6 protein-coding genes are annotated in these 5,682 nt (G+C 75.3%); 5 read left to right on the top strand and 1 reads right to left on the bottom strand.

The features are described 5' to 3' along the window. Positions 1-213: 213 nt before the first annotated feature. Positions 214-1,458, top strand: a complete 1,245-nt coding sequence (locus tag MNY60_RS23185; RefSeq protein ID WP_242341405.1) for a penicillin-binding transpeptidase domain-containing protein — start codon at positions 214-216, stop codon at positions 1,456-1,458. A gap of 111 nt (positions 1,459-1,569) precedes the next feature. Here MNY60_RS23185 and MNY60_RS23180 read toward each other — a convergent pair whose 3' ends face one another. Next, positions 1,570-2,772, bottom strand: coding sequence for a DUF4388 domain-containing protein (locus tag MNY60_RS23180; protein WP_242341404.1), 1,203 nt, complete (start codon positions 2,770-2,772; stop codon positions 1,570-1,572). On the opposite strand from MNY60_RS23180, the gene MNY60_RS23175 reads away from it, so the two are divergent. The 4 genes from MNY60_RS23175 to MNY60_RS23160 form a co-directional block, all read left to right on the top strand. Then, positions 2,750-3,406 carry a TlpA disulfide reductase family protein gene (locus MNY60_RS23175; protein WP_242341403.1) on the top strand — a complete coding sequence of 219 codons (657 nt, stop codon included), beginning with the start codon at positions 2,750-2,752 and terminating at the stop codon, positions 3,404-3,406. The genes MNY60_RS23180 and MNY60_RS23175 overlap by 23 nt on opposite strands. 211 nt (positions 3,407-3,617) lie before the next feature. Then, positions 3,618-4,598 (top strand): dihydrodipicolinate reductase, encoded by a 981-nt coding sequence (locus tag MNY60_RS23170; protein ID WP_242341402.1) that lies wholly within the window; start codon positions 3,618-3,620, stop codon positions 4,596-4,598. Between the two features lie 9 nt (positions 4,599-4,607). Then, positions 4,608-5,045, top strand: coding sequence for a MaoC family dehydratase N-terminal domain-containing protein (locus MNY60_RS23165; RefSeq protein WP_242341401.1), 438 nt, complete (start codon positions 4,608-4,610; stop codon positions 5,043-5,045). 9 nt (positions 5,046-5,054) lie between these two features. After that, the coding region (locus tag MNY60_RS23160) for a MaoC/PaaZ C-terminal domain-containing protein (protein ID WP_242362018.1) at positions 5,055-5,682 on the top strand (628 nt) is incomplete at its 3' end.

Here is a 5,682-nt window from a genome sequence, read left to right as displayed (position 1 = left end):
CTCGCGGGCAAGGCGCTCGCCAAGGCGACGAAACGCGCCGCGAAGCCCGCGGCGCGCCGCGCGCGCTGATACCCAGGGTGAATGCGGCCCGATCGCGCTCCGGTCGGGCCGCGCCCCCGCTCAAGCACGTTCCTCGCGGTCGGCGGGCGCCTACTTTGACGCGGTCCCGGGGTTGCGGCACACTCGCCGCCGCTTCTCCCTCCGATCGCTCCGATGCTCCATCGCGTCCCTTCCTGGCTCGTGCCCGCGAGCGCGCTCGTGCTCGCCGGCCTCGTCCTCCCGCGTCCGTCCTCTCCCGGGACGGGCGCCGCGTCCTCCTCCACCGCCTCGGCCCAGAAGAAGCTGGCCGCGGCCGCCCCCGCCGCGCCCGAGCTGCCGATCCGCATCGGCGAGATCGCGTTCGACGAGGCCTCGGGGCGGTACGTCGCGCCGCTCGGCGATCGCCGCGCGACCCTCACGCTCGATCCGGGGCTGCAGGACCGGCTGGAGCGCGCGCTCGACACGTACCGGGTGCCCTGGGGCGCGACCGTCATCATCGAGCCCTCCACGGGGCGGATCCTCGCGCTCGCGGAGCACTCCCGCGCGGAGCCGGGTCGCCGCGGCCTGTCTCTCGCGGCGCTCGCGCCGGCGGCGAGCATCTTCAAGCTCGTCACCGCCGCGGCCCTGCTCGAGCAGGGGACGCACCCCGACGAGGAGGTCTGCTACCACGGCGGCAAGCACCGGCTCGCGCCGAAGCTCCTCGCCGACGACCCGCGCCGCGACCATCGCTGCGTCACGCTCGCCTCCGCCTTCGGCCACTCGACGAACGTCGTCTTCGCGAAGCTCGCCGACCGGGGCCTCGACGCGGAGCGGCTGCGCGCGACCGCCGAGCGGTTCCTCTTCAACACCGAGATCCCCTTCGCCCACCCGGTCGAGATCTCCCGGGCGGACATCCCGGACGACGACTTCGGCTTCGCGAACACCGCCGCCGGCTTCGGCGGGGTGAAGCTCTCGCCGCTGCACGCGGCGCTGCTCGCCGCCATCGTCGCGAACGACGGCGTGCTCGTGCCGCCCGTGATCGTCGACGCGGTCGAGGGCGGCGGCCCGCCGCCCTCCGCGGGCGATCCGCGCCGCGTGATCGAGGAGCCCGTGGCGGCGGAGCTCGCCCGCATGATGCGGAGCACGGTCACGGAGGGCACCGCCCGCCGCGCCTTCTCGCGCGCCCGCGGCCCGCTCCGGAGCATCTCGGTGGCGGGCAAGACGGGGTCGCTCGCCGACGCCCAGCCGTACCGCGACTACTCCTGGTTCGTGGGGTACGCGCCGGCGGACAAGCCGCAGATCGCGATCGCGACCGTGGTGGTGAACGAGCGGCTCTGGCACGCGCGCGCGCCCACCGTCGCGCGCGAGGCGCTCGAGGCGTACTTCGCGACGCACGTCGCCTCGGCGAAGGGCGCGGAGCTCCGCACGGCGTCGAGGTAGCCGGGGGCTTCGCCCCGCGCCCTGCGCGCGGGGTCCCTTGCGCCGGCGCGGACGGCTCGCCGCGAGCGCGGCGGCGCCCCGCCTCGCCTCGCCCGCGAGCCGGCGGCGGCGCTACCCCAGCTCGACGAGCCCCGCGTCCGCGAAGCGCCGGATCGCCTTCAGCACGTCCAGCTCGCGCAGGGGCGCCACGCGGGTGAGCTCGCGGAGGTCGCGCCGGCCGTCGCAGCGCGAGAGCAGGTACTTGTCGGCCGAGGAGAGCCGCAGGCGCGCCACCTCGCGCGCCGCGAGCTTGAGCCGCGGCGTCCGGGGCGGTCCGAGGAGCTCCGCCTGGAGCCGCTCCCCGAGCACGCGCTCGGTCTCGACGAGCAGCGACCGCGCGGCCTCCGAGGCGGGGGCGAGCTCCACCGCGCGCGCCGCCACGAGCTCGGCGTCGTCGGCGCGGCCGTCGGCGAGGAGCGAGCGGGCGCGGTCGATGAGGTCGGCGGCGCCGACCGGCTCCGTGGCGACGGCCGCCGCGAGCGGCGCCGGCGCGGCGCGGAGCGCGCCCTGCCGGGCGAGCGCGTACAGCCGCTGGTAGAGGTGGAAGTCGGTCGCGTGCAGCGCGAGCCCGAGCTCGTCGATGGTCTTGCCCTCGCGGGCGAGCGCGAGGAGCCGTCCGTCGATCGTGCCCGGGCCGGCGGAGGCGGGCGCCGCGGCCTCGTCCACGACGAGCGAGGCGGCGCCGCTCGGGAACTCGCCGCGGAACGCGCTCCAGGCGGTCGTCCGGAACTCCGCCTCGCGCGCGATGTCGGCGAGCGGCACCGCCGCGTCGAGCTCGTCCACGTCGGGCGGCGCGCCGTCGTCGAACCAGAACACGCCCGCGTCCCACAGGAACACGTCGAGGAGCGTCTCGCGCAGCTTGATGGCGAGGACGTCGCGGATGACGTCGGGCGACACGAGGCCGACGAGCGTCAGCACCTTCCCGAGCCGGATCCGCGTCTCCTCCTGCGTCTGGAAGGCCTTCGCGAGCTGCTCCTCGGAGACGTGCCCGAAGTTGAGCAGCAGCTGGCCGAGGTGCTCGCGCGGATCGTTCGACCCGGCCCCGATGGCCACGCCGTCGCGGACCTGGATGGACTTCTTCACGGTGCCGCGCTCGCAGCCGAGCGTGCCCGACATGCGACGCCGCGCGAGCAGGTCGACGAGCTCCGAGAGCGGGAGGACCGCGAAGCTGCCCATGAGGCCGCGCATCGAGGCCCGAGTGTCGCCCGCGCGGCGGGTGGCGGCAAGCAAGCCGCTGTTGTAGAACCGCGCCGTGAAGACGGAATCGAACGACATCGGCCGGCCGCCTCGGGGACCCGCGCCGCGCCGCGGCCTCCGCCTCGCCGCCGCCGCGACGGCCGCCGTCCTCGTCGTGGCGCTCGCCTACCTCGCCTACGACCGCTTCGTCACGCAGCCGGCGCTCGACCGCGCGGCCATCCTCGGGTTCGGCGTGGACCGCACCGACGTGGCCGCGCCGGCCATCGAGCTCGAGGCGCTCGACGGCACGCGCTTCTCGCTCGCGCAGGCGAAGGGCCAGGTGGTCTTCGTGAACTTCTGGGCCACCTGGTGCCCGCCGTGCCGGGAGGAGATGCCCTCGATGGTGCGGCTCGGGCGGGAGCTCGAGGCGAAGCACCCCGGCCGCTTCCGGATGGTCGCCGTCTCGGTGGACGAGGCGTGGGACCCCGTGAAGGAGTTCTTCGCCGCGCCGCCCTACTTCGGGAAGCCCGGCCTCGCCGTGGCGCTCGACCCCGCCCAGGTGGCGACGCGCGCCTACTACTGCGCCGCCCGGGGAGGGGTCTGCCCCGACCTCAAGTTCCCGGAGACCTACATCGTCGACAAGGACGGCCGGCTGGTCGCCTTCGTGGTCGGCCCCCGCGACTGGTCCGACCCCTCCGCGCGACTGCTCCTCGAGTCGATGATCGGGTCGTAAAAGTTCCCTGTCCACGAACGGTTAGCGAGCCTGGAGCGACGCTCGCGCGCGCCCGGCGATCGGGGGCCAGCGCGGCCGGAGGCCAGCGCGCCGGCGGGGGCGAGCTCCCCGGTTTTCTTGATAGCCGTCGATCGCGTGCACTATAAGGGCCCGTGAATCTTGGAGATCCGCCGCGCCCGCTCCCCGGGCGCGCACGTCTCCGGAGGGGCACGTGCGACCGGACGGCGTCATCCCGGTGGTGCTCGCGGGGCTGGGTGAAACCGGGCGGGCGATCGCCCGGGCGGTCGTGCTGCGCGACGACCTCGAGATCGTCGCGGCGGTCGATCCCGACGCCGCCCTCGCCGGCCAGCCGCTCGACGAGCTCGTCGGCGCTCCCGCGCCCGAGCTGCGCGTGGAGAGCGACCTCGCCGAGGCGCTCGCGCGCGCCAAGGGCGGAGTCCTCCTGCACTCCGGGACGAGCCGGCTCGAGGAGGCGCTCCCCGATCTCCGCGCCGCGGTGCGGGCAGGCGTCCACGTCGTCTCGACCTGCGAGGAGCTCGTGAACCCGGCGCTCGACAGCGCCGAGGACGCCGAGGCGCTCGACCGGCTCTGCGAGCAGCGCGGGGTCGCGGTCGTGGCGACGGGGGTCGCGCCGGGGTTCGTGCTCGATCGGCTCCCCGCGTTCCTCTCCCAGGTCGCCGGACCGGTGCGCCACGTGCGCGTGATCCGGGTGGTCGACGTGACGGCCGGCTCCGGGGCGCTGCGGCAGAAGGCGGGCCTCGGGCTCGCCGAGGACGCGTTCGACGAGGCGCTCGAGCGCGGCGAGATCGGCCAGCCCGGCCTCGCGCAGTCGGCGGCGCTCCTCGCCGAGTCGTGCGCCGGCGCCGACGAGTACGAGGTGGACGAGGAGATCGTCCCGCTCCTCGCGGAGGAGGACGGCGCGGTGGGACGCGGAGAGGTGGCCGGGGTCCAGCAGGTCGCGCGGGTGTTCGCCGAGGATCGCGAGGTGGTCCGGCTCGAGCTCGTGCTGCAGGCCGGCGCCGAGGACCCACGGGACGAGGTGGAGCTCGACGCGGATCCGCCGCTCCGCCTGATCATCCCGGGCGGCGTCCCCGGCGAGGTCGGGACCGCGCACGCCGTCGTGAACGCGATCCCCGCCGTCCTGGAGCGCCAGGGGCTCCTCACGGTGCTCGATCTCCCCGCGGGAAGGTGAACGGAACGCATGCTCGACAGATCCCTCATCGGACGGGAGAGCGAGCCGGTGGCGCAGGAGGTGGAGCGGAGCGCCATCCGCCGGTACGCCGAGGCGCTCGGCGACCCGAACCCGATCTACCAGGACGAGGCGGCGGCGCGCGCGGCCGGCTACCCGGCGCTCGTGGCGCCCCCGACGTTCGCGGCGGCGCTCGCGGCGAACGACCGCTTCCGGCACTCGCTCGATCTCGGGACGCGCTCCATCCTCCACTCGGAGCAGCAGATCGAGTACGCCCGCCCGCTCGTGGCGGGCGACCGCCTCACGGTCGTCTCGCGGGTGGCCGACGTCCAGGAGCGGCCCGGCGCGAGCGGTCCGATGGACGTGCTCGTCCTCGAGGACGAGGCCCGGGACGACAAGGGCGAGTGGGTGTTCCGCTCGCGCGCGACGCTCATCCTGCGTCGGGGATAGGGACGACGGATGCTCAGCGCACGCCAGCTCTACTTCGAGGCGGTCAAGGTCGGCGACGAGCTGCCGCCGCTCGTGAAGTCGCCGGTGGACCGGCTCCAGATCGCGCGCTACGTCGGCGCGGCCCAGGACTGGAACCCGCTCTACATCGACGAGCCCTACGCGAAGAACTCGGGGTTCCCGAGCGCGCTCGCGCCTGGGATGATCGCGATGGGCTTCCTCGGGGAGCTGGTCGTGGACTGGGTGCGCGGCGCGCGCCTTCGCCGCTTCTCCGCGCGGTTCGTGAAGATCGTCTGGCCGGGCGACGTGCTCACCGTACGCGGCCGCGTGACCGACCGCCGCTTCGAGGAGGGCGGGCGCTACGCGATCGACATCGAGGTGTGGGCCGAGAACCAGCGCGGCGAGCTCGTCGTGCGCGGCCTCACCACCTTCCAGCTCTTCTACAGCGCGGACGACGAGGCGCGGCAGCGCGCCGGCGGGCCGCCGCTCGTGGTGACGAAGGAGGAGGAGGAGGCGCGCCTCGCGAAGCTGTCCCGGGCGCAGCCCCCGCGACCGTCCGCTCCTGCGAGCCGGCCGCTCGCGCCGCCGCGCACGCCTCAGCCGCCTCCGCCGCGCCCCGGTGCCGCCGCGCGCCCGCCCG

This window comes from Anaeromyxobacter sp. SG17, from assembly GCF_022690695.1.
GTDB lineage: Bacteria > Myxococcota > Myxococcia > Myxococcales > Anaeromyxobacteraceae > Anaeromyxobacter > Anaeromyxobacter soli.
This window is presented reverse-complemented; position numbering and strand designations above follow the sequence as displayed.

Excerpts from the sequence above, each read along its gene's own strand:
- MNY60_RS23185 (WP_242341405.1), top strand. The coding sequence starts at position 214 with ATGCTCCATCGCGTCCCTTCCTGGCTCGTGCCCGCGAGCGCGCTCGTG.
- MNY60_RS23180 (WP_242341404.1), bottom strand. The coding sequence starts at position 2,772 with ATGTCGTTCGATTCCGTCTTCACGGCGCGGTTCTACAACAGCGGCTTG.
- MNY60_RS23165 (WP_242341401.1), top strand. The coding sequence starts at position 4,608 with ATGCTCGACAGATCCCTCATCGGACGGGAGAGCGAGCCGGTGGCGCAG.